This is a genomic window from Rhodococcus sp. IEGM 1306, from assembly GCF_036541985.1.
Classification (GTDB): Bacteria; Actinomycetota; Actinomycetes; order Mycobacteriales; family Mycobacteriaceae; genus Rhodococcus_F; species Rhodococcus_F qingshengii.
This window is the reverse complement of sequence record NZ_JAZHFF010000004.1, coordinates 516,722-538,459: the sequence shown is the minus strand read 5'-3', so window position 1 is coordinate 538,459 and position 21,738 is coordinate 516,722. Positions and strand designations below refer to the sequence as shown.

General features: G+C 63.2%; 24 protein-coding genes. 11 read left to right on the top strand and 13 right to left on the bottom strand.

The features are described 5' to 3' along the window. Positions 1-3 precede the first annotated feature (3 nt). Together V3587_RS15130 and V3587_RS15125 are read right to left on the bottom strand one after the other, a co-directional pair. Positions 4-1,671, bottom strand: a complete 1,668-nt coding sequence (locus tag V3587_RS15130) for an ABC transporter permease (protein WP_283376701.1) — start codon at positions 1,669-1,671, stop codon at positions 4-6. Further along, the gene (locus V3587_RS15125; protein ID WP_124568260.1) at positions 1,668-2,603 is read right to left on the bottom strand and encodes an ABC transporter ATP-binding protein; all 936 of its coding nucleotides are present in this window, start codon (positions 2,601-2,603) and stop codon (positions 1,668-1,670) included. Before V3587_RS15125 ends, V3587_RS15130 begins: the two co-directional genes overlap by 4 nt. A 68-nt stretch (positions 2,604-2,671) precedes the next feature. On the opposite strand from V3587_RS15125, the gene V3587_RS15120 reads away from it, so the two are divergent. Further along, positions 2,672-3,166, top strand: coding sequence for a GbsR/MarR family transcriptional regulator (locus V3587_RS15120; RefSeq protein ID WP_007728322.1), 495 nt, complete (start codon positions 2,672-2,674; stop codon positions 3,164-3,166). Positions 3,167-3,249: 83 nt separating this feature from the next. Next, the gene (locus V3587_RS15115) at positions 3,250-3,789 is read left to right on the top strand and encodes an RNA polymerase subunit sigma (protein WP_283376702.1); all 540 of its coding nucleotides are present in this window, start codon (positions 3,250-3,252) and stop codon (positions 3,787-3,789) included. Here the strand turns inward: V3587_RS15115 and V3587_RS15110 are convergent. From V3587_RS15110 to V3587_RS15100, 3 genes are read right to left on the bottom strand one after another with little or no spacing between them, the layout of a single operon-like run. Next, a complete protein-coding gene (locus V3587_RS15110; protein ID WP_124568258.1) occupies positions 3,786-4,469 on the bottom strand; it encodes a MadR family response regulator transcription factor in 684 nt (227 codons plus the stop codon). The genes V3587_RS15115 and V3587_RS15110 overlap by 4 nt on opposite strands. After that, the gene (locus V3587_RS15105) at positions 4,466-5,857 is read right to left on the bottom strand and encodes a MadS family sensor histidine kinase (RefSeq protein ID WP_095970300.1); all 1,392 of its coding nucleotides are present in this window, start codon (positions 5,855-5,857) and stop codon (positions 4,466-4,468) included. Before V3587_RS15105 ends, V3587_RS15110 begins: the two co-directional genes overlap by 4 nt. Positions 5,858-5,888: 31 nt before the next feature. After that, on the bottom strand, positions 5,889-7,094 hold the full coding sequence (locus tag V3587_RS15100) for an iron-containing alcohol dehydrogenase (RefSeq protein WP_003942060.1): 1,206 nt from the start codon (positions 7,092-7,094) through the stop codon (positions 5,889-5,891). A gap of 433 nt (positions 7,095-7,527) precedes the next feature. On the opposite strand from V3587_RS15100, the gene V3587_RS15095 reads away from it, so the two are divergent. Both V3587_RS15095 and V3587_RS15090 read left to right on the top strand, forming a co-directional pair. Further along, positions 7,528-7,890, top strand: a complete 363-nt coding sequence (locus V3587_RS15095) for an RNHCP domain-containing protein (RefSeq protein WP_095970302.1) — start codon at positions 7,528-7,530, stop codon at positions 7,888-7,890. A 14-nt stretch (positions 7,891-7,904) separates the two neighbouring features. Further along, positions 7,905-8,324, top strand: a complete 420-nt coding sequence (locus V3587_RS15090) for an RNHCP domain-containing protein (protein WP_235171690.1) — start codon at positions 7,905-7,907, stop codon at positions 8,322-8,324. Here V3587_RS15090 and V3587_RS15085 read toward each other — a convergent pair. The 4 genes from V3587_RS15085 to mdo form a co-directional block, all read right to left on the bottom strand. Then, a complete protein-coding gene (locus tag V3587_RS15085; protein WP_235171689.1) occupies positions 8,313-8,660 on the bottom strand; it encodes a hypothetical protein in 348 nt (115 codons plus the stop codon). The genes V3587_RS15090 and V3587_RS15085 overlap by 12 nt on opposite strands. Before the next feature lie 54 nt (positions 8,661-8,714). Further along, a complete protein-coding gene (gene madC / locus V3587_RS15080; RefSeq protein WP_283376703.1) occupies positions 8,715-10,238 on the bottom strand; it encodes a MadC family VWA domain-containing protein in 1,524 nt (507 codons plus the stop codon). After that, positions 10,235-11,317, bottom strand: a complete 1,083-nt coding sequence (locus V3587_RS15075) for a MadB family AAA-type ATPase (protein ID WP_124568254.1) — start codon at positions 11,315-11,317, stop codon at positions 10,235-10,237. Before V3587_RS15075 ends, madC begins: the two co-directional genes overlap by 4 nt. Before the next feature lie 86 nt (positions 11,318-11,403). Then, positions 11,404-12,678, bottom strand: a complete 1,275-nt coding sequence (gene mdo, locus V3587_RS15070; RefSeq protein WP_003942095.1) for an NDMA-dependent methanol dehydrogenase — start codon at positions 12,676-12,678, stop codon at positions 11,404-11,406. Positions 12,679-13,039: 361 nt separating this feature from the next. On the opposite strand from mdo, the gene V3587_RS15065 reads away from it, so the two are divergent. After that, on the top strand, positions 13,040-14,095 hold the full coding sequence (locus V3587_RS15065) for a ferredoxin--NADP reductase (protein WP_283376704.1): 1,056 nt from the start codon (positions 13,040-13,042) through the stop codon (positions 14,093-14,095). Here V3587_RS15065 and V3587_RS15060 read toward each other — a convergent pair. Together V3587_RS15060 and V3587_RS15055 are read right to left on the bottom strand one after the other, a co-directional pair. Then, complete coding sequence (locus tag V3587_RS15060) at positions 14,067-15,374, bottom strand: glycosyltransferase 87 family protein (RefSeq protein WP_283376705.1); 1,308 nt, start codon at positions 15,372-15,374, stop codon at positions 14,067-14,069. The two genes, V3587_RS15065 and V3587_RS15060, sit on opposite strands and share 29 nt — an antisense overlap. A gap of 38 nt (positions 15,375-15,412) precedes the next feature. After that, entirely contained in the window at positions 15,413-16,150 is a 738-nt protein-coding gene (locus tag V3587_RS15055; RefSeq protein WP_283376706.1) for a DNA alkylation repair protein, read from the bottom strand. Between the two features lie 360 nt (positions 16,151-16,510). Here V3587_RS15055 and V3587_RS15050 point away from each other — a divergent pair, with 360 nt between their 5' ends. Next, positions 16,511-16,879 carry an SPW repeat domain-containing protein gene (locus V3587_RS15050; RefSeq protein WP_283376707.1) on the top strand — a complete coding sequence of 123 codons (369 nt, stop codon included), beginning with the start codon at positions 16,511-16,513 and terminating at the stop codon, positions 16,877-16,879. Positions 16,880-16,940: 61 nt separating this feature from the next. On the opposite strand, the gene V3587_RS15045 is transcribed toward V3587_RS15050, so the two are convergent. Both V3587_RS15045 and V3587_RS15040 read right to left on the bottom strand, forming a co-directional pair. Then, positions 16,941-17,705 carry a glutamate racemase gene (locus V3587_RS15045; RefSeq protein ID WP_283376708.1) on the bottom strand — a complete coding sequence of 255 codons (765 nt, stop codon included), beginning with the start codon at positions 17,703-17,705 and terminating at the stop codon, positions 16,941-16,943. Between the two features lie 42 nt (positions 17,706-17,747). Beyond that, positions 17,748-18,983, bottom strand: a complete 1,236-nt coding sequence (locus V3587_RS15040; protein WP_331701455.1) for an NAD(P)/FAD-dependent oxidoreductase — start codon at positions 18,981-18,983, stop codon at positions 17,748-17,750. 127 nt (positions 18,984-19,110) lie between these two features. On the opposite strand from V3587_RS15040, the gene V3587_RS15035 reads away from it, so the two are divergent. The 5 genes from V3587_RS15035 to V3587_RS15015 are packed head-to-tail and all read left to right on the top strand — an operon-like array spanning position 19,111 to position 21,654. Further along, positions 19,111-19,578: an Asp23/Gls24 family envelope stress response protein gene (locus tag V3587_RS15035; protein WP_003941912.1), complete on the top strand. Its 468-nt coding sequence runs from the start codon at positions 19,111-19,113 to the stop codon at positions 19,576-19,578. After that, on the top strand, positions 19,575-19,952 hold the full coding sequence (locus tag V3587_RS15030) for a hypothetical protein (RefSeq protein WP_124568249.1): 378 nt from the start codon (positions 19,575-19,577) through the stop codon (positions 19,950-19,952). Before V3587_RS15035 ends, V3587_RS15030 begins: the two co-directional genes overlap by 4 nt. 1 nt (position 19,953) lies before the next feature. After that, a complete protein-coding gene (locus tag V3587_RS15025; protein WP_003942043.1) occupies positions 19,954-20,133 on the top strand; it encodes a hypothetical protein in 180 nt (59 codons plus the stop codon). Next, a complete protein-coding gene (locus tag V3587_RS15020) occupies positions 20,120-21,094 on the top strand; it encodes a DUF6286 domain-containing Asp23/Gls24 family envelope stress response protein (protein ID WP_124568248.1) in 975 nt (324 codons plus the stop codon). Before V3587_RS15025 ends, V3587_RS15020 begins: the two co-directional genes overlap by 14 nt. Continuing rightward, positions 21,091-21,654, top strand: coding sequence for a hypothetical protein (locus V3587_RS15015; RefSeq protein ID WP_283376709.1), 564 nt, complete (start codon positions 21,091-21,093; stop codon positions 21,652-21,654). Before V3587_RS15020 ends, V3587_RS15015 begins: the two co-directional genes overlap by 4 nt. The last annotated feature ends 84 nt before the right edge of the window (positions 21,655-21,738 follow it).

The window sequence follows — 21,738 nt, the reverse complement described above, 5'->3', positions numbered from 1 at the left end:
CTCCTACACCTGGATGTCGCGACGACGGAAAGCAACAAGCGATGCTGTCGAAAGTGATACTGCCACAACGATCATTGCCAGCAGGGGTAGAACTGTCACCGGCTCGGCAGGGGCACCCGGCACGTGGGTGAAGGGCGACAGATCCAGCACTACCTGCGGAAGCTTCAGCAACGTGCCGAGTTGCCCGAGCACGATGCATGCCGCCAGGATTCCCCAGGAGAGCGCCGACGCGTAGGCCGGAAACAGTCCGAAAGCCAACGACACCAACCCCACGACTACGAGCACCGCAGGAAGATAGGCCAAGGCAGCGCCGGTCATTCGGAGTGTGTTGCCGCCGATGTCGTCCGTGACGAGCCCGAAGGCAAATCCGGTGAAGGCACCCATCAGGACGTGCGCAAGAACCACACCGCCCACAACCACACCCAGATGGGAAAGCATCCACCTCCACCGAGACAAGGAGGTTGCCAGCAACGGTTCGAGCCGTCCCGATGTTTCCTCGCCCCGCATCCGGAGAAGACTCTGGACCGAATACGCCGCGATCACTGTCGACGTGAGCCCCAGAGCAGTGGCCAGGTAGGAATCCACCAGATCCGTTCCGCCGCCACCAAGTTTCTCGAACATCTCCGCGGTTTGCTGCGACGATCCCACCATCGCGTCGATCTCGTTGCCCACGGCACCGTACGCGAACCCGAGAATGACAACGGCAAAGATCCACCAGAACATCGTCATTCGTTGCATCCGCCAGGCCAGGCCCCAGGCGGAAGGCAACCACGATGCCGCGGTCGGTGGGCCGGGACGGGGCTGAACGAGTCCCGCTCCCTGATCGCGATGACCGATGAGAACGAACGCCACCACCACGTGTACGGCAGCAAATCCGATCAGCAACAACAGGATCCACCAGGCGTCGTCGTCGAACGGTCTGATCTGTTGTGCCCATCCGATCGGCGAGAGCCACGACAACCAACCGCTCACCACGCGAGTTCCGTCGTCGACGACCGTACTGTTCACGTCACCGATCGCGCGCAGCATGAAGGCAACGCCGATCGCGGCACCCGCCAGACCGTTGGCCGTGCGAGCACCGTCGGTGATCTGCGCAGTCACCGCCGCCACACCGGCAAACGCGATTCCGGTACCGCCAACCGAGGCACCCAGCGCAAGCGAACCACCGACCGGCAGACCGACGGCCATCGCCCCCAGCGCGATTCCCAGTGCCAGAACGACGTTCGCACCGACCGTGACGGTCAGCGCGGAGGTGAGGAGCGCTCGTCTACCAACCACCGCTGCACCGATCATCTCGGCGCGGCCGGTCTCCTCGTTCTGTCGCGTATGACGAACCACCGCAACCGTGCTCATCAATGCCGCCACCAACGCGAACACGAGCACCGACTGGCTGGCGACTATCGCGCCCTGCGAATCGCCGGACACGATTCCGTTGGTCGCCAGCGCTACCGGCGAGACCGCGGAACTGACTGCGATGTTTCGCAATTCCTCGGGTGTCTTATACAGCCCGGTCACACTGGCGACGACGAGCAACATGAACAAGACGATCGAGATGACCCACACGGAAAGCTGAATTCGGTCCCGACGCAAAGCGAGCCGGACCAGTCGGCGCGTACCGGTGAATTGGCTCGCCGACGCCGGTACCGGTGGAGCGGCCTCGACGACGGTCACGGCCGTACTCCGGTCTCGGCTCGCAGGTGGACCGAAGTCTCCCTTGCCCGCTCGTCGCCGTAGTGCCGCAAGAAGAGTTCTTCGAGTGTCGGCGGAGTGGAACTGAGCGCAACGATCCCGAAGCCGACCAAGTACGTCATGAGAGGTCCGAGTTGCGCGCTGTCGACTTCGCAGGTGACATGGTTCCCGTCGATCACCGCGTCGTGGACACCGCCGAGCCCGTCCAGGCTACCGATCGGTCGCTGCGTCTCCGCCGAGACGGACGTGCGCGTGAGATGTCTGAGTTCGGACAGCGTTCCCTCTTCCACCGTCCGCCCGTCGCGGATGATGCTCACGCGATCGCACAGCGCTTCGACCTCGGCGAGGATATGGCTCGACAGCAGGACCGTCTTCCCGGCGTGAGCCACCTCCTCGACGCAATCCTGAAACACCGCTTCCATCAACGGGTCGAGCCCCGATGTCGGTTCGTCGAGGACGTAAAGGTCGACGTCGGACGAGAACGCCGCCACGAGTGCAACCTTCTGCCGGTTACCTTTCGAGTACGTCCGCGCTTTCTTGGTCGGGTCGAGTTCGAAGCGCTCGAGCAACTCGCTTCGGCGTTTTCGGTCGAGGCCACCACGCAGACCGGCCAGCAGATCGATGGCCTCCCCGCCGGTGAGATTGGGCCACAGGTTCACGTCACCAGGCACGTAAGCGAGACGTCGATGCAAAGTCACGGCGTCTCGCCACGGATCGCCGCCGAGGACGGTTGCGTCTCCGGAATCAGAGCGGAGCAGGCCGAGGAGTACCCGAATGGTGGTGGATTTTCCGGAGCCGTTCGGCCCCAGGAATCCGTGCACTTCGCCCGTCGAGACGTCGAGGTCGAGGCCATCCAGCGCGCGGGTGGTACCGAACGTCTTGACGAGGTTCTTCACTGAAATCGCCGCACCCATGAACTTGACCGTACGCCGATTTCACAAATGTGTGAAGATAGAAAAAGAGGAAAGATCGAAGGGTTCCGATGACCGACACCAGCCATACCGTTGCACCGGACGAGAGCCGCCATTATGTCGAGCGACTCTCACTCGTACTGAGCGACATGGGTTTTCCGCCGATGCCCGCCCGCGTCTGGGCCGCATTGATGACCAGCGAGACGCCCTCGTCCACGCCAGGAGATCTCGGATCTCGGTTGGGCGTGAGCCCCGCCGCCATTTCCGGTGCCGTCAGATACCTCCAGCAAGTCGGGTTGATCGAGCGTGTGGCCGTCCCCGGATCGAGGCGTCAGCACTACTGCGTCAGCGTCGACATGTGGGCCGACGCGTTTGTCACGAAACAGTCCTCGCTCTACCAGGTCTCGGCAGTGGCGGACGAGGGCATTCGGGTCCTCGGTGAAGGAACGACGGCCGGCGATCGTATGGCAGATCTGCGCGACTTCTTCGACTTCATGGCCGCGGAAATGCCGCGCATGCTCGCGGACTGGCGCTCCCGGCGAAAAGACCGGACACCTGGCAGGTAACTTCAGGTTTACCCGCAATTTCGGCGGGGTACCTCAATTCTCGTTCCAGCATGGTGAGGCGCGGCGTACTCGAGGAGTTGCTGATGAAGCTGTCGATCAGGGGCGCGAACACTTCACCGACTTCACCGTCAGCACGTACCGCTTCACCCGAGATCTGTGAACGATCGATTTCCTTGAACCGCACCGCCGCCGAGGCATTCGCCGGCGACCACCGAGCGCTCGCGAAACTCCTGGCCCGCGTGCACCCTCGCGTCGTTCTCTACTATCGCGCCAGGCTCCTCGGGACGTCTGTAGCAACATTCGCCGACGATCTCGCCCATCAATGCACCCTGGACGTCGTCACACGAATGTCCGACACGATCTCCGCCGACACGCGCATCGAGACTTTCGCTTACGAGTTGGCCTCTCGACGGATTGCGTCAATTCCCCAGTCACACAACACCGACGGGCGATTCAAACGCCCGCGCCGCCTGACCGACGACCAACGTGAGGTTCTCATATTGCGAATCGCAGTGGGTCTGACTGCCGAGATGACCGCGTCGACTCTGCGCACGACTCGATCGAGAGTGCTGCTCGTACAGCATCAGGCACTGCGCGCCTGGACCGTCTCCGAGCGCAGCTAGATCAGACCTTGCTTACTCGCGGCGTAGACAGCCTCTGCTCGTCGGCTCACCTCGAGTTTGCGCATGATGTTGCTGACGTGAAACTTGACGGTGGTCGGTGAGATGAACAATCGCTCACCGATCTTGATGTTGGACAGACCGTTTGCGAGAAGCCGCAATACTTCCAGTTCGCGATCGGTCAACCGTTCCTTGGTTGCCGATTGCCCGTTGAGCGAACGGACGACAGCAGATGCGCTGCGAGAGTCGAACGCACTCTCACCCCGCGAGACCGCCCTGATCGCACGCACCAGTTCGGTGGTGTCGACGTCCTTGACGACGTAGCCACGAGCGCCTGCGTGCACCGCTCGCACCACCAGTTGGTCATCGAGAAAGGTGGTGAGAACCAACAGTCCCAGCCCGGGATGTGCCGAGGACAGCTGACCGCAGAGGGTCAGCCCCTCGTAATCGGAACTGGCGGAGAGTTTGAGATCCATCAGGACGATGTCCGGGCCGACCTTGTCGACCACCGCGAGCGCCTCGGCCAGGGACGACGCCTCCCCCACGATCTCGAGGTCGCTTTCGCGCTCGAGCACCGAGCGGAGTCCTTGCCGAAGTATCGCGTGGTCGTCGACCAGGACTATGCGAACCGAACTTTGAACCGGCGACGTTCCACGGGTGACGACGGGACGAGCAGTGGTCATGATTCCTCGCTCTCGATTTCAGGTGTAGAGCAAAGGTTTTCCATGCCCGAGTCCAGCGGCGGCGCCTGCGGTAGCGGTAGTGGCAGTCGAACGAGAATCTGAATCCCACCGATCCGTGCCCGCCGCACTTCCAACGCGCCACCCAACTCCGAGGTTCGCGCCTGCATGTTCGCCAGTCCGCGGTGGCGACCGTCGACATCGTTGGTGGCTGCGAGTTTGAGGATCAGACGCATTCGCGCGGGGTCGCCGTCACCGTCGTCGGAGACCGACAGCAACACGGAGTCCGCGCGATAGGTCAGACGAAGCACCGCCCGATTCGCATGAGCATGAACCGCTGCGTTGAACAGGGCTTCTCCGGCGATCCGGAGAAGGGCATGTTCGGCATCGCCCGGAAGCTCCGTCGGGGTACCGCCGACGCGAACGCTGACCGCCAACTCGTCCGGCATGTGAACCACGCCGAGTTGCTCGAGCATCTCGGGCAGCGACGTCCGGTCCGCGTCCGAGGAATGATTGAGAGCGTAGATCGCCGAGCGAAGCTGCTCGACCGCACGCCTGGTCAAATCCTTGGCCAAGTCCAGTCTTTCACTGCGTTCCGCCTCCGGGATGTCGCTGCGGCAGACCTCGATCTGCATGCCGGCCGACAACACGGCCTGTGTCACGCTGTCGTGAAGTTCGCGGGCGATCCGGTGCCGTTCGTCGTCGACCACCTGATGCCGGTGCGCCACACCGAGTTGACGCTGCGTGGACTCCAATTCGCTGTTGCGCACCGCGAGGTCGGCTGCAGTGCGATTTGCCTCCGCGTACGCATCTTCGGCTCGTTCGAGCAGTAGTTGTCCGCGCTGATAGAGCGCCGAGTTCTGCAGAGCCACGGCAGTTTGGCTGGCCAAAATGCTCAGCACGGCTCCGTCCGTCGTGTCAAGCGTCCGGTTGGCCGGTGTCCAGGCTGCAAAGGCTCCGACCACGCCGCCGCCGAGCACGATCGGCACAAACGCGTAGTGTGCGTCGATCACCGAGTTGGACTCGATTCTCCCGTACCGGATGTCGTCGAGGCATTCGACGACGTCCTCCGGAAGCGGTGGTCCCTCCACGTTGTCGACCAGGAACGGCGTCGCATCCGGACCGAGAACCAATCGGCGTGGCCCGGCGTCCGGCAAGGTCCCGTCGGCCAAGGCGAACACTATCCAGTTGGCACTCAGATGAGCGCGGGCAGCTTCCGCGACCGCGCAGACCAGGGTTTCCGGCCCTTCGACGGTTCGCACCAAAGCCCGCGAGATCAACTCCAACGCATGCACGACGCGTTCGAGGCGCTCCGCCGCACCGCGATACTGCGGATAGAACGAACTCTTCCCCGACCGTAATCCGGTGAGCCTGGACAGGTCCGCGGTCATCGTCCGCACCGATTCACAACGCACCTCTTCTTCACAAGGCACCTCGGAACAACGCCACCATCTGCTCCTGCGTCGCTTCCCTGGGATTGGTGGACATGCAGGCGTCGAGCAACGCGAAGCTGGCGAGCCTGCTCAGATCTTCCTCGCGAACACCCAACTCCCCCAGACCCTTCGGCACGCCGACCTCGCGTGCGAGCCGTTCGACCCGGTCGGCCACTGCCAGCGCAGCTTCCTCCGGGGTGCCGCGTTGCTCGGGAAGACTCAACGCCGCAGCGATGGCAACGAAGGGGGCGGCGTCCGTCGTGGAATTGAACCGGATGACGTGGGGCAACAGAATCCCGTTGATGACGCCGTGCGGCAGGTCGAGCATGCCGCCCACCTGATGACTCATGGCGTGCGCGGCGCCGAGTATCGCGTTGGTGAACGCCAACCCGGCCTCGAGGCTGGCCTGCGCCATCACAGACCGCGCTTCCATCTCCATCGGGTCCTGGATCGTGTGCACCAGATTCTCCGTCACGAGGCCGACAGCGCGGAGCGCGTGATGATCGGTCAACGGATTGTGCGCCAGCGATACGAAGGCTTCGATTCCGTGCGTCAGTGCGTCCAATCCTGTTGCCGCATTGAGCCACTCGGGCATCGTCGTGAGCAACCGCGGATCGATGACCGTCACATCTGGCACCAGCGCCCGGCCGATGATGGTGATCTTGGTGCCGCGGGTCGTGTCCGTGACGATGCAGAACTGCGACACGTCCGCACCGGTGCCGGACGTGGTGGGAACCATCACCAACGGCGGGATCGGTTTTGTCGCCTGATCGACGCCTTCGTAGTCGAGGATGTTGCCGCCGTTGGCAGCGAGGACGGCGACACCTTTAGCCGCGTCGATGACGGAACCGCCGCCGAGCGCGATGATGACGTCACACTCACCTTCCTGGTACACCTCGAATCCGGCCGCGATCTCGAAGTCCTTGGGGTTGGGCGTCAGCCCTGACCACACCGTCGCGGTCAATCCCTGCTCCGTGAGATGGTCCTCGAGTTCGCTGACCCATCCCGCGTCGATCAAGCCGGGATCGGTGACCAGAAACGGGCGGAACCCGCCGAACCGCAGAGTCGCGTGTGCTGCCTCGACCAGGGAACCGATACCGAAGACGATCTCGGGGGCGTGAAATTTGACCAGTCGAGCAGCAGTGCCGCGGCGATGAACACCGTGGTTCACAGCATCCGGATATGCCACGGACACGACCCCACTCTCCTCTCGCTGCCCTGAGATCTCCGCTCGGGACTTTCCGTCCGTCGCTCTCAGTGCATCAGCTCTCACGTGCACCAACAGGTGTGATTCACCTTACAATCGCTGGCCCCGAGCCTACGCGGACGTCAGTCGCCGCACACCCACCGAAGGAGAGGCGCCTACCTACCCGTTCGGGCAGGTGCACACCGCCGAAAAATAGATGGCGCGGCGATCGGGTCGCGTTGTACTTTCGGTTGCGGCCAGAGCGGTCCGCAATACCGATCCAGAAGGTGTTTATGACCCAGCCCGCGCCGAGCGCGCCTCCCGCCTTTGCACAGTCCGCGACCTCGACGGTCACCTGCTGATCCCCGTGACGACGGACTGACAGCGCGAGGCCCCTCGGCCTGCTCCTACCTGCCTTGTTCACTCAGCTAGGAGTTCTCCAGTGCCTCAATCACACAATTCCATCTCGAAAACCGACACCTTCTCCTGCGTACAGTGCGGACTCACCGTCATGACGTACGGCCCCGAGGGCGATCGCCGAAACCATTGCCCCAGTTGCCTGCATTCCTTACACCTGTTCGACCAGGTGGACGGTGGGCCGTCAGACTGCGGCATGCGCATGGCTCCCATTTCGATCGCTGTGCTGCGCAGTGGCGATTGGATGATCATCCACCGCTGCGCACAGTGCCTCGAGCTCACCTCCAACCCCGTCAGCCGAGACGACAACCAGTTGTTGTTGATGAGAATGGCAGTGCGTCCTCTCGCGCAACCGCCCTTCCCGCTCGAAGCCTTCGGCGACCTGTGAGGGGTGAACCGCAGATGCCACGTAGGAACCCCACCACCCGGTCCCGGCGGACACCGCAACGCACCAAACACGTATTACACGGAACAGGTGGCGAGCACGGATCGAGTTTCCGTTGTCTCACATGCCGTTTGGACATCTCCACCGAGGCGCCGGGTACCGCTCATCGGAACCACTGCCCGAACTGCCTGGCCAGCCGTCACGTGGATGGTCGCGTTCCGGGCGACCGAGCACAACAGTGCAGAGGTGCCATGGCGGCGCTGTGCTTGTCGGTCCGGCGAGACGGTGAATGGATGCTCGTTCACCAGTGCGTCGAGTGCAATACCTTGAAAGTCAACAGGATCGCCGGCGACGACAACGCCTTGGTCCTGCTGCGCTTGGCGCTACGCCCGTTGTCGGATCCCCGACTGGGCTCGCGAGCATTGCTAGCGCTCTGATCGATCGTCCGGCGTAATCGCGCGGTCCTGCGCGCGATTACGCCGGGCGAGCACCACGAACACGATCCCGGCAAGCAAGCCGACCGCTGTCGGACCGAGAACCAATCCCGAATACAGCCACGGGGCAGGCTCTGCCGGAAAGAGGTCTATGAAATCGGGTCCGGTGAACGTCGGGTCGGAAAACGGTTCCCGATAGGATCCGCCGGTCAGAATGTGAGGTGATGCCAACGAGTTCCACCACCACTGAAACACGCCGAGCGCCACCAGCCCGCACACGGCGCCGAGCACGGTCAGTGCCGCGATCGGTCGCCAGATCGATCCCCTGATTTCAGACATGAGATCAAACTAGTTCACGACAGATCGCAGTGACATCAGTGAAGTGCGTTGACATCAGCGAAGTGCATGCCCTAGTTCGGCCGCCTTTGCCATCAGTTGCGCGGCATCTCGGGCAACGACAACCTCATCGCAGATCTCCGAATACTCCGGCATCGCGCACGACGCCTGGTTCCAGTAGCGCTGTGGTTCCGGCGTGATCCAAGCCAGACGGTGGACCTTGCGTCGCACCTCTTCCAGCTTGTCCACCTGCGGGGGCAACCCGTTGCACCGACCGTCGCCCACGATGATGACGGAAGTCCTCGAGTTCAAGGTGTTTCCGTGTTCGTCCAACAATTCGGTGAGCACCCGCCCGTAGTCGCTGCTGGCTTCCAGATCCAGGCCCGGGTGCGCGAGCACCGCTGCCAATGCACCGTCACCACTACTGGCGAGCAGGGTGTCGGTCACGTCGACCGGACGATCGACGAACGCGAGAACTTCACAACGATCCGCACGGCGATGCATTGCCTGAGCCAAGCGCAGAGTGAACGCGGTGATGGGGCGCACGGACAGCGACACGTCTGCGATCAAAAGTAGTCGGACTCGATCGGGGCGAGGAGCTTTCACGACCAGATGGAAGGGTATCCCGTCGGTGCGCAGGCTCGAACGCACCGTGCGTCGCATGTCGAGATGTCCTCGAGAGCGCTCCCGAGGACTAGGCCTGGACGGTCCTCTCATCCGCCGAAGCACCTCGTGGCACGCGAGTTCGATGTCGTTGTGCGTGGCGCCCGCAGCAGATTCACTGTCGGGCGCGTCGGGAGCGGATTCGGCGAGTGCAGCGGCCGAGAGCGCTTGCACGAACGCTTCGACCGCCTCGACGAGCCGGTTCAATTGTGCTTGCGTGAGTGGCCCGTCGTCGGAGACGTCCGCATACGCTTTGCTCGGGTCGTAGGCATTCAACCAGGCGAGGATCGACGTCGGATCGTCCCACGACAACGAGCCGACCACTGCTGCAGCAACACTGGTGCTCAGGTCACCGACCACTGCCGACGCGGCACGATCAACGTCGACCGTGTAACTGACTCCCCGCCGGCCTGTCTCCGAACCGGTATCGACCGACAGTTCCGCATCGCTGGATGTCATCGATACATCGTCGTCGTCCTTGTGCGGGTTGAACCCCTTCTCCGCCTCCGGAGTGTCGAAGTAGTCGCCGACCTCGGCTGCACGCTCGTTGTACTCGGCATACCGTCCTACTTCTTGATCCTCGTCGATCCCGAGCGCCGTGGGCAGACCGTCCGCCACTTCGGCTCGCGACGCCGGCCGTTCGGCGTGGGCCTTCTCCGCAGGCGGCCGGAACAGCGCGTCGAACGCCCGCTCGAAACCGGCCTGCTCGTGAGAGTACTTGGCGCACACTGCCCGAAGGCAGGCTCGTAACGTCTCACGATCCGAAGCGCCCACCATCGCGAGCACACGCCGAACTTCGATGACCTCGGCCGGTGACGCGGAAACTCCGGCCGCCCTCAGCAATCGGCCGAAACTCGCGGACACCACGTCGAGGACAAACGACGGCTGCCACACGGCGAGGCCACCGAGCGTCGTCATCGCGTCGAACGGATTCCGCTGCCGCCGCGGATTCCCTGTTGATGGGGGTCTCGTCCACCGGTCCCCCGGAACACGGCCGTCGTCGTGTTGGCGGGTTTGCTTGCCACCGTTGCGCGCTCGATCGGCTCACCACCGTCACGCGAGGGAGATTCGAGAAGCTTGCCGTCGAATCGTTCCTTGGCCAGCGTCACATCCGACGAGTACTTGAGCAGCGCCGTGAGCAGGATGTCGCGCACCTTGGCGTCGGAAGCGGTGTCGAATCCACTGGCCGCAAGGACGGTTGCCGCCCTGGCTGCGTCGATGACCTCCGAGATGGAGGGACTTTTGCGCAGCGGGAGGTCACGCAGGATGCGAGCCAATTCGACAACCTCGGTGGCAGTAGCGGCGTCCACTTCCGGCGCTCGGGCCGTGACGATCTCGCGTTCACGCTCCGACGTCGGATAGCCGAGATGGTAATGCAGGCAACGACGCTTGAGCGCGGGCGAGAGTTCGCGAGTGTCGTTGGATGTCAGGATGACCCAGGGCTGCGAACGGGCCACGAACGTACCGACCTCGGGAATGGTGATCTGCTGTTCGGCGAGAATCTCGAGGAGCAACGCTTCCATCGATTCCTCGGTGCGGTCCACCTCGTCGACCAGAAGCACTACCGGCTCGGGTGAGAGGATCGCTTCGAGCAGCGGCCGCACGGACAGGAAGTTCTCGGAGTACAAACCGAAATCCTGATCGGCCAGAAACTTCGACGCTTCGGCGACACTGTCGAATTCGGAAACCTGATCACTGATCCGGTCGCGGAGCATCTGCACGTGCAGGAGTTGCTTCGCGTAGTCCCATTCGTACAGGGCGCGATTGTCGTCCAACCCTTCGTAGCACTGCAAGCGCACCAGCTTGCGTCCGCCGATCGCAGCCAGCGACTTCGCCAGTTCCGTCTTGCCGACACCGGCCGGACCTTCGAGCAGGAGCGGACGCCCCAGCGCCGTCGCCAGATGAACGACTACCGCGAACTCGTCATCGGCAATGTAGTCCTGCTCTCGCAGAGCATCTTTCACTTCGATTCCGCTGGAGAAACTGCGACCGGACATGGAATACCTTTCGATAGGGGCACAGCCCCTGTGCGCGGTTAGGGAGCCTCTGGACTCCTTAACCGCGCACGGGGCCGAAGGCCCTGCTAGAAGTACGACTTGTTGATCGCGTGATCGACAACCGGGATCATCGACTCCACGGTGACCTCACGGGGATTACCCGGGGTGCACCAGTCGTCCTGAATGTGCTCGGAGATGGCGCGCACCGTCTTTTCGTCACCCTTGATGACATCACCACGACCCTCGTACTTCTTGGTGTTCATCTGGTTCTTCGCGTACGAGTCGGTGCGGACCTGACCGAAGTTGTCGGGGATACCGACGTCCTTGGCCAGACGGATGGCAGCCTCGACGGCGGCATCTGCGGCCTGAACCGTGGTGAGGTTGCGAGTGTCGACACCGAGTGCGCCGGCCAACTGGGCGTAGCGCTCGTAGCGTGAAGGCAGGTTGTACTCCCACACACGCGGCAACGCGATGGCGTTGTTCAAGCCGTGGTGGCTGTCGAAGAAGGCACTGACCGCGTGCGAGATCGAGTGAACGATGCCGAGGCCACCGGAGTTGAAGGCCTGCCCGGCAATGTACTGCGCGTTCATCATTCCCTCGCGGGCCTTGAGGTTTCGCGGCTCGAAGACAGCCTCGCGCAGGTTCTTCGCGACCAACTCGACCGAGTAGATCGCATTACCGAGTGAAGGCGCGAAATCGAGACGAGACACGAAAGGCTCACTGCCGTGCGCGAGTACGTCGAAGCCGCAGTACGCGGTGAAGTGCTGAGGGCAGGTGTAGTAGAGCAGCGGATCGTCGATCGCCAAGGTGACAATGGTCGCCTCGTCGAAGCCCACCCACTTGTGCGGGTTGTTCATGTCCGACGTGTCGGTGATGACGTATGCCCACGATGTCTCGGAACCCGTTCCGGCCGTGGTGGATACGGCGATGTGCGGCGGGTTCTCCTTGTTGGTGGACTTGGCGAAGCCCTCGAACTCGTTGATGTTGCGACCGTCGTGTGCGATCACGACGCGAGCACCCTTGGCGGCGTCGTGGCTCGAACCACCACCGATCGAGATGATCGAGTCGCACTTCTCCTTCTGGTAGAGAGCCGCGGCCTCCATGACGTTGTAGTCCTTGGGATTCGACTCGACCTTGTCGTAGAGCACGACCTCGACACCCTGGTACTCGATCTTGCCCACGAGTTCCTCGATGATGCCCGAACCGCGCAGACCGGTTGTCATCAGGAGGGTGCGCTTGAAGCCGAGATTCTTGGCCTCCACACCGATGATGTCGTGAGCGCCCACACCCATCAGGGCGCGCGGGAAGGGGTGGAACTCCTTGATGGGAAAGTCCCAGATCTGGTTGAGCTCGATAGCCATCGGTATCTCCTCAGGGATGTGCACGAATGTGACTGCGGGAGGGATTCGAGCCGATTCTTTGTGACCGGCGTCTCACCTGGTTCCCACTGTGTACCGACAAACAGCCCGTGCACAGGCTTCGGCAGCTCAACCGCCCGGACGCCGCCCGTGAACCGCCCGTTCGGGCAGGTGATCGCCACCCCGGACCGCCAGGACGGTTGGATCAGACCGCCGCGGTTCCCGCTGATCGGGAACGTGTTGCTCGGCGACTACGATCCCCAGTAGCTTTTCATCACTGCTAACATTGAACTAGAACACGTTCTAGATGTTGCACTTCACTGACCTGCGCTTTACCCAGCTTCACGAGAGGACTAGCTTCGCGATGACGACAGTCGAGGTACCGCACAGCTCGCGATCGGCGGTACTCACCGTGTCCGGAGTCATCGAAGAGACTTCCGACGCCCGGTCGCTGGTGTTCGAGATTCCCGCAGAACTGAAGGACAAGTTCGACTACAAGCCCGGTCAATTCCTGACCCTGCGCATCCCGAGCGATCAGACCGGCTCGGTCGCACGCTGCTACTCCCTGGCCAGTTCGCCTTTCACCGACGACGCCCCCAAGGTGACCGTCAAGCGAACCGTCGACGGTTACGGCTCCAACTGGTTGTGCGACAAGCTCCAGGTCGGCGACACCATCGAAGTGCTGCCGCCGTCAGGTGTCTTCACGCCCAAGTCGCTCGATCACGACTTCCTGCTCTTCGGTGCAGGCAGCGGAATCACTCCGGTGATCTCGATCCTCAAGTCCGCCCTCACGCAGGGCAACGGCAACGTCGTGCTGATCTACGCGAATCGCGACGAGAAGTCCGTCATCTTCGGCGCCGAACTTCGCGAGTTGGCAGCGCAACACCCCGGCCGCCTCACGGTGGTCCACTGGATCGAAACCGTGCAGGGACTCCCCGCCGTCTCACAGTTGGCGACACTGGCCAAGCCATTTGTCGCGTACGAGGCCTTCATGTGCGGTCCAGGCCCCTTCATGGACGCCGTCCACAAGGCACTGGCAGAGGCCGGCATGCCCCGCACGCAGGTTCACGCCGAGGTCTTCAATTCACTCGCCGGCGACCCGTTCCGTGACGTCGAGGTAGCCGAGGTCTCCGACGAAGAAGCAGCCGACGCCGCAACCGTCGAGGTCGAACTGGACGGTGAAACCCACACCCTCGTCTGGCCGCGCAAGCAGACGCTCGTCGACATCATGCTCGCCAAGGGCCTCGATGTTCCGTACTCCTGCCAGGAAGGTGAGTGCGGGTCGTGTGCCTGCACCGTCACCGAAGGCGAAGTTCAGATGAACAACTCTGAAATCCTCGACGCCGAGGACGTGGCGAACGGCTACATCCTCGGTTGCCAGGCGAAGCCGATCACCGATCACCTGAAGATCGAGTTCTGAACCCTGCTTCGATGCATGACGGCCCCTGATTCCCTGCGGAATCGGGGGCTTTGTCATCATCCGAGCCATCTTCGGAGTCCCGCCCCGACACCCACGCAGGCGCCGTCGTGGGCAACCGCCACAGTGCGAAGATCAGTACCAGGGTCACGATCAGGAAACCCTCCCGCAGGACCAACCCCACCGGCAGCAGGAGAGGCGACGTCTCGATGAACTGCTGGCCCATGCTCGGCCCGCAGTAGACGATTGCCAAGCCCAGAGCGGCCGAACCGAACTGCAGCGGCGATCGAAGCCGAAAGAGAACCGTGACGGCAGCAGGCACGAGATACACCCAGTGGTGAATCCAGCTGATCGGCGAAAGAATCGGCGCGCTCAATCCGATCACCAACGCCGCATCGACCGCGCGCCCGACGCGATAGACGTCTCGGGCGATCCAGAGCGCTACCGCCGCACACGGCACTGTCAACGGCATCGTCAGAGACGCTGTCCATGTGCCCAGCGCCGCAAGTCCGCCCTGCAGCGAACTGTTGCCGGCGCTCGCGATCGCCTGCCCACTCAAATCCACCCGGTCACTGAGATTCCAGACGACGTCCGACCAGAAGGTCCAGCTGACGGCCGGGTCCACCACTGCCGCGACGGCAGTCGCCGCGGCAAATCCGATCGAACTCCAGATCGCGAGTCGCCACTGCTTCGTGACGACGAAGTAGACGACGAACAGCGCCGGCGTCAGCTTGATCGCGGCCGCGATACCGATCAGAAGTCCTCGCGGAAACCACCGGCCGAACCTCGAATGCTCACTACGGGTCACGTCGAGCAGTACGAGCACCATGAGCACCAGGTTCACCTGGCCGAAAGAGATGTGTGCACTGACGATGGGCGTCACCGACACGGCCAGGACCAATGCCGCCATGACGAGCGGCCGCTTCGGGACGCGAGCGGGAGTGAACCTCGCAACCGTCCACACCACCGCCGCGATGCACAAGCCCGACCACAGCAGATAAGCCGTCCACCAGTCGAAGAGAACAGTCGGCCAGAGAAAGATCGCCGCGAACGGGGTGTAGGTGAACGGCATGCCCTCGTCGACGATCAACGGGCCGACAAGATTGCCCTCGTAGATGTTCGATCCCGCTGCGAATGCCTGGGCGGCGTAGCGGTAGACGAGAAAATCTACGGGTTCGACGGCTCGAACGGAGTACACCAGATAACACAGAGCTGCGACGCCGGCAGCGATCAGTGAACCGATCGTCACAATTCGAGACGCCTCGACACGGGTGGCGGGCATACCGAGAATCGTCCCACAACCTACCGAGCGGTACTTCGCTAGCGGGCCGCTCGGAAGTGCGCTCGCTCGTCTGCGGTCAGGTGTTCGCACGCGTAGCTCAGCGCTGTGCGTCCCATGTCTGCTGCATTCTCTGCGAGGAAGTCGGTCAACAAATCCCGATCCACCCGTTTGCCGACCTCGCGAAGCATCCAACCCATGGCCTTCTGTGTCAGGTCCCGTCGATCGCCCAGCACCTGCGCGGCGAGTTCGAGCGTGGTCGACGCGTCGCCACGAGTGATGAACCCGTACGTCGTCAGCAGCGCCACCCGTCGTCGCCACAGGTCACCCGAATCAGAAAGCTCGAAGATCAGCCGACGATCTCGGTCGTACAACCAGCCGCCGAGGATCTGTCCGGCGGACGAATCCACGAGATCCCAATTGTTCACCCGCCCGTCCTCGACAGCGCCGAGATAGAAGTCGGCGATGCGGGCGCGACTCTCGCCGTCGAAAAATTTTGGGCGACTGATTTTTTCGAATTGAGCAACCAGGATCAGCAGCCCGGCCAACCGGTGCTCGTGGACGTCGCTGTCGAGAAGGAGGCGTACCTGAGGCAACGCGAGGCCGACATGTTTCTTCACCACCGAGCGCGTCTTCGGCACTCGCACTCCGATGAATACGTCACCCTCGCCGTACTCCCCCGGCCCCGTCTTGAAGAACCGCTGTAGGTGGACGGCATCCGCGGGATCCGCGAGATCGGCCAACTGCTCGATCACGTCCTGGGCACTCGATTGCGTCACTCCAGAACCTTCTCACGGGTTGCGGTGCGAACTCTTCGATTCTCTCAGCGTCCTCACACCGTGCGCCCTGCTCGGCCACAGGTCGGCAGACGACACTCGAGGACAGTCAGTGAAAGGACCACCCATGATCACCGCCGCTATCGCATTCACCACTCTCACCCTCATGGCACTCTCGGGACATATCGCGGCAAGCGCTCCGCGCGGCCTCGTGGCAATCCGGACGAATGGTCACAAATCTTGATATTCAAGCCTCCGAACCGCTTCTAACTGCAACGCGAATGCAATTGGCGGAGAGTTGATCTCGATCTGCCGCGGGCGTGTACTACAGGTGGACACACTCTCGTCTTTGGAGGTCTCGTCATGAAGTCGTGGAATCGAATGCAAGATGCCGTCGCGGTGGTTCTCGGCGTCTTTGCGGCTCTCTCGCCGATGTGGCTCGACACCACCGATCGGGCAATGTGGTCACTCGTCGTCCTGGGTGTCCTGGTTGCACTGTCGGGTCTGGCACACATGGCTCGTCCGGACATGGCCATGGCGGATTACGCGATGGGCGTTTTCGGCGTCTTGATGTTCCTTTCACCCTGGGTCATGAACTTCGACGCGCTACGCGGTGCGTCGTGGACGGCCTGGGTGGTCGGGGTCCTGACCGTTGTGGTCGCGGTGAGTGCGATGCCGGTGATGAGTGCGCGGATGCATCACGGGGGTCACGGCGGCGTAGCTGCCCATTGACAGAGCGGCGTAGCTGCCCATTGACAGAGCGGCGTAGCTGCCCATTGACAGAGCGGCTGGATCAGGCTTTGATCGCGCCCAACAACCGCCCGGCGTCGAAGGCTTCGGCGCTGGGCGGTAGTGCACCCGGACGTCCACTCACGAAAACCTCGACGGTTCCCGATCCTTCACCCGCGGCACCGAGCCCGTCGATCCGCCGCAAAGTCTGTCGTGCAACGGCTTCGGCGCTGTCGAAGAGTGTGACGCCGGCGGGTAACCGCGCTGCGATTTCTTCGGCGAGCAGTGGGTAGTGCGTGCAGCCGAGGACAACGCCGCTGACCTCGTCCGGTGTTCGCGCCACTGCGGAATCGATGGCAGCGAGTGCGGCAGCGCGATCACCGAGATCTATCGAATCGGCGAGGCCGTGGCACGGCACTCCGACGACCTTTGCGCCGTTTCCGAACTGTTCGATCAGATCGGCTTGGTACCGGCTGGCGGTCGTGGCGGCTGTCGCCCAGATCGCCACGGAATCGCACGCGGCGGCGGCGGGCTTGATCGCGGGCACCGTTCCGATGACCGGCACCCCCGGTCCGACCAGTTCGCGGACGTGCGGCAGCGCGGTGACGCTGGCGGTATTGCACGGAAGAACGATGACCTGTGCCCCACGATCGAGGCTCCGCCGCACAGCACCGAGTACCCGGTCGACGACCCACGGCTCGGGCTTGGGGCCCCAAGGGGCGCCGTCCGGATCCAGGGACAGCACCAGATCGAGATCCGGGCGCAGGCGTCTAAGCCACGCAGAGGTAGGCAGCAGGCCCAGTCCCGAGTCGATGAGTGCAACGATCACCGCACAAATCTATCGTCTCGGAACCGGTCCTGCCGCATCCGTTCAGGCCGGTGTGGACTCCAACACGTCCGAGATGGGCGTGCCGGCCGCGATCTTTGCACGCATCTTCATCACCGCTCCCGCACTGCCTCCGCCGACGACAGCCGCCAACACGCCGTCGCGCTCGTAGTAGGCGACGAACTTGCGGCCGTCGTCCTTGACGATGTGAACGGTGTCCGTGGGTGCGACGGTGCCCAATGCCTGGATCTTGACGTCGTACTGATCGCTCCAGAAGTACGGAACCTGCGCCGGAGCATCCGGATCACCCGTTCCGGTGATCGCTCCCGCCAGGATCTTGGCCTGGTCGCCCGCATTGGTCCAGTGCTCGACGCGCTTGCGTCGATCACCGATCTGCCAGGACGCGACGTCGCCGACCGCCCATACGTGTTCGGTACTGGTGCGGCCGACGCCGTCGCAGAGCACTCCGTTGTCGAGTTCGATTCCCGAACCGTCGAGCCACCCCGTTACCGGCACCGAACCGACTCCGATCGCGACCACGTCGACCGGGATCTCCGAACCGTCGCTCAAGGTCGCAGCGGCAACCGCTCCGTCGCCGGACAACGAGGTCAAGCCGGTACCGACGCGGACGTCGATGCCCTCGTTCCGATGCAGACGCTCGACGAGGGCGCCGACAGTGGGGCCGAGTACCGACGCCAGCGGCGTCGGCTGAGGTTCGAGCAAGACGACGTCGACGCCGTGAGACTTCATGCTCGCGGCCAGTTCACAGCCGATGAAGCCGGCCCCGACGATCAGCGCACGCTTGCCGGGGGCCAGATCGGCGCGAAGAGCCAACGCTTCCTCGATGGAGCGCAGCACGTGTACCCCCGAGAGGTCCGGAAGGCCGGCGATGCGACGCGGCGTCAGTCCGGTCGCGATCACCAACTCGTCGTAGTCCAGGGTGGATCCGTCGGCGAACGCCACCGACTTCGCCGCAGTGTTCACGGACGTCGCCGGCGAACCGAGCTTGAGGTCGACCTTGTTCTCGACGTAGAACTCGGCCGGACGCAAGGTCGTCTCGTCCTTGTCACCGCGGATCACTTCCTTCGACAACGGAGGCCGGTCGTAAGGCAGATGCGTTTCCCCACCGGCGAGCGTCAACTCACCCTCGAAACCCGCTCGCCGTAGTTCCTCGACGGTCCGCAGCCCCGACAAACCCGCACCCACGATCACTATCCGTGCCACCACGTACCACCCTGTCCGACCCACGTCACTTGCAGCGCTCACTATGAACGCCGTCACTATTTGCCTCCGACTCTGCCATACCAAATGCCGGAGTAGGTGTGGTGCATCCCGCATGGCCACCTACCAGTCACTACAGTTGGAGGTACTTCAGACGCACGCACTGACACATGAGCAGGGAGCCCCCATGACCAGCGATTCCAGTGAAAAGAACAGCGTCCGATTCGGCGCCGACGGTGGCGCGGAACTAGTCAGCACCCAGGGCAAGACGATCATCGCCGACGCCGTGGTCGCCAAGATCGCCGGTATAGCAACACGCGAGATCAACGGCGTGTACGACGTCGGCGGGGGCACAGCGCGTGCGGTAGGGGCACTTCGCGACCGCATTCCGGGCGCCCGCGTCAACCATGCCCAGGGCGTGGCGGTGGAAGTGGGCGAGAAACAAGCCGCCATCGACATCGGCATTGTCGCCGAATACGGCGTCGCACTCCACGAACTGGCGGTGGGTATCCGTCGAAACGTCATTGCCGCAGTCGAAAGCATGACCGGCCTCGAGGTCACCGAGGTCAACATCACGGTCTTCGACGTCATGCTCTTCGAGGATGCCGAGAGCGGCGGCAGTACCGATCCGGAAGCCAAGCCGAGGGTTCAGTGAGTACCGCCGACGCCGGCCGCGAGATCGACGCGGCCGAGGTTGTCGCCGACGCAGTTCTTGCGATCCCGGAAGTGGCAGATCTACACGGCGGACAGTTCGGCGAGGTGGGAACCTACCTACCGGGACGTCGAATCACCGGCGTTGTCGTCGACGAAAACTCTTGTGCTGTACACATTTCCGTTCACTACCCGGCCGACGTTCGCAGCGTCGCCGAACGTGTCCGAGCGGTGGTGGCGAGATTGGTCGACGTACCGGTGAACGTGACGGTCGGAGACCTGTCGACAGCGGGATACCTACCGGATGTTTCCGAAAGTGCAGTCACCGAGCCTGCCACCGTCACCGACATTGCACCGAACATTCGAGAAGGGAACTGACATGAACAGCACCACCGTCGGACTGCTGGTCGGTCTGCTCCTCGCGCTCGCCGGAATCATGGGTGGGTTCAGCGGATTCGTCTTCGCAGTCCTGCTCGGCGCCGCCGGTATGGCGATCGGAGCACACCGCGACGGGCATCTCGATCTCGGCGCGATCCTCCGAAGCCGTGGCCGTGGCTGAGCCGTCCGATCCCAGCGCAGCGGACGATCCTGGCCTACGCGGCTCGTTGGTCATCAAGGACCGTGCGATGGCCAAGATCGCCACGGCCGCAGCGGTGAACGTTCCGGGAGTGGTCCGTCAGTCAGGCGGTTTGACCCGCCTGACCGGGCGCGACCTTCCGCGAGCCGACATCTCGATGGGCAGTGACGCCGTGGCCATCAATCTGTTCCTCGCTGTGTCTTGGCCGTGTTCGGTCACCGACCTGACGGGCCGCGTGCGGGCAGAAGTCGGACGCAGTGTCGAGTCGCTGACCGGCCTGCCCCTCCACGACATGAACGTCATGATCGCGGCAACCGAGGGCACCGACGAGTCATGTGCTTCGGGCGTCGAAATCGCCGAAGGCCCGGCGCAGGAGGCACTCTCGGATCCGATTCCACCCCGAGTTCCCTCCGCGAACCCGGCGGCCGCGGTTTCGGCCGTCGTCATCGCGTGCGGTCTACTCGCACTCGCCTTCGTGGTCTCGCGCGAATGGTTCATCAACCGCGGAACTTTCGAATCGGCACCCTGGATCCGAAACTCCGTGGAGTGGACGTCGCGGCTGCACTGGCAACCTTGGCTGCTTCCGGTAGCGATCGCTGCCGTTGTCGCGGGTGTGGTCCTGATAATGTCGGCGATCAAACGGCGCGCGAAAACCCATGTCCCACTGGGTAACCCGAAAGCATCGACGGTATGGATGCGACCGACGGACATTGCACGCCTGTGCAGTAGCCACGCAGCGGTCGTTCCCGGCGTCGATTCGGCCCACACGAGCGTCGACCGCAGACACGTCAAAGTCCACATCGAATCGACCGGTGGCGATCGGGCCGAACTTGCCGCGGCCGTGGACGCGGCAGTACGACCACATCTCGCGATACTGCAGCAGCCACTGCAACTTTCGGTTGTCGTGCGAGAAGCTGCCGTACGACGAAAGGACGCCTCGTGAACCGTTGGATTTCCGCGGTCGATCGGACCATCGTCCTGATTTTCGGAATCGTGCTCCTGGCGGCAGGCGCCTACGCCATCGCATGGGACGCGGGTGCCTCACTGATTCGAACCTGGGTGTCACGACTCGATCGGGAGGTCCTCTTCGGCCTTCCGGAGGAGCCTTGGTGGCACTGGGTGCTGTCCGGCACCTTCGTACTCTGCGTCTTCACCGGTTTCGGGCTGTTGTACTTGAACCTTCGCCGGCGCCGAACGAGCGCAGTCACGTTGCGGCACAACGAATCCGGTACCGACGTCAGTGTGGATCTGGGACCAGTCGCCGACGGCGTGGCCTCCGAACTCGCGCAACTGCCGGGCGTGCGAAGCACCAGAAGCAAAGCGACGGTCGATCGCGGACTGCCGACGCTGTGCGTCATCGTCACGGCGGACCCGGCGATCGACGTCGTCGGCTTCACTACTCAGGCCGAAGGCATCGCCCGTGCGACCAGGCGAAGCCTCGACGGCGCACCCGTCGCGGTACAGGTCCTGTTACATCTCGACCGGGTCGAAGCAACGAAGTAGGCAAGAACCTCACCAGCCACCAGACCGCCTGACTACAGACACAGAAAAGGCGCTCACTCCCCGAAGGGAATGAGCGCCTTTCTC